Raw genomic sequence first — 1,072 nt, forward strand, 5'->3', positions numbered from 1 at the left:
CCCGATCACCGCGACCGAGGCGCTGCGCGAGCACTTCACCACCGTCGACCCGGCCGACGCGATCCGTCTCGCACACGATGCGCGACCTGATGCGCCCCCGGCCGAGCTCGCCTCCCTGCTCGTCTCCTACGGGGTCGCCGTGGACGCTGTCGCCGTCGCTCTGGTCCTCGGCCAGCGGCCTCCGGAGTACGAGGTGCATCGACCTGATGCGGCTGATGCGCCGCAGGTCAACGCGCTGGAGCCCGTCACGGTCGAGGCCGCCGTCGTCGAGGCCGCATCCATCCTCGGCCCGGACGCATCCGCCCGCGAGATCGCCGAGCACGTCGCCCGCAACCGGCGCCTGGTCGTCACCGAGCCCTACGTCCGCACCGCCCTCTCGCGGGCCGCGAAGAGGTCCGACCCGCAGGCCCCGGCCAAGCCCATGGAAGGCGGATACGCGTGATGCGCTGGATCATCCTCGGCGCCCTGCTCGGGCTCCTGATCGTCTTCCCGTCGCTGCTCGCCGTCGTCGTCACCGTCGCCGCGGCGATCGTCTCCAAGCCCGTCGTCGTCGCCTTCGGGCTCGGCATCGCCGCCCGCCCGCACCTGCCCCGGCTGCGGAGGTGGGCGCGATGAACGAGCCCGCACAGCGGCAGCAGATCGGCTACGACATGGCGGGCAACCCGATGTTCGCCGCCCCGCCCGTCCAGTACGCGCAGCCCTCCGTGGTGCAGAGCACCATGCAGCCGCTGCAGCCGATCAAGGCCCACCCGTGGGGCGCATACATCGCGGGCGGTTGCGTCGGCGTCCTCGCCCTGGTCGTGGTCGTCGTCGCCATCGCGTTCCTCGTGTTCGGGTTCGCGATCCTCGCCGCCGTCCTCGCCCTCGCCGTCGTCTCCCTGACGATCTGCGTTCTCGTCCTGCGCGGCCTGTGGGCCGACTTCCGGAAAGGGAACTGACCGATGTCCATGAGGCACCACACCACCGTTCGCCCCGCTCGGGGTGGCCGCAAGTACCAGTACGTGTGCACCACCTGCGGCGCCAAGGGCTGGGAGGTCGACAGCTCCTACCAGGCGCAGCAGCAGGGCCGGGA

2 protein-coding genes and 1 pseudogene are annotated in these 1,072 nt (G+C 71.6%); all 3 read left to right on the forward strand.

The features are described from left to right. A pseudogene (locus ABZ823_RS30945) lies at nt 1-442 on the forward strand (hypothetical protein); the annotation flags it as partial. Beyond that, nucleotides 442-615, forward strand: coding sequence for a hypothetical protein (locus tag ABZ823_RS30950; protein WP_361666244.1), 174 nt, complete (start codon nt 442-444; stop codon nt 613-615). The pseudogene ABZ823_RS30945 and the gene ABZ823_RS30950, both read left to right, overlap by 1 nt. After that, on the forward strand, nt 612-938 hold the full coding sequence (locus ABZ823_RS30955; protein WP_361666246.1) for a hypothetical protein: 327 nt from the start codon (nt 612-614) through the stop codon (nt 936-938). Before ABZ823_RS30950 ends, ABZ823_RS30955 begins: the two co-directional genes overlap by 4 nt. Nucleotides 939-1,072 lie beyond the last annotated feature (134 nt).

Origin of the sequence: Streptomyces sp. NPDC047079 (genome assembly GCF_040643755.1) — a bacterium.
GTDB lineage: Bacteria > Actinomycetota > Actinomycetes > Streptomycetales > Streptomycetaceae > Streptomyces.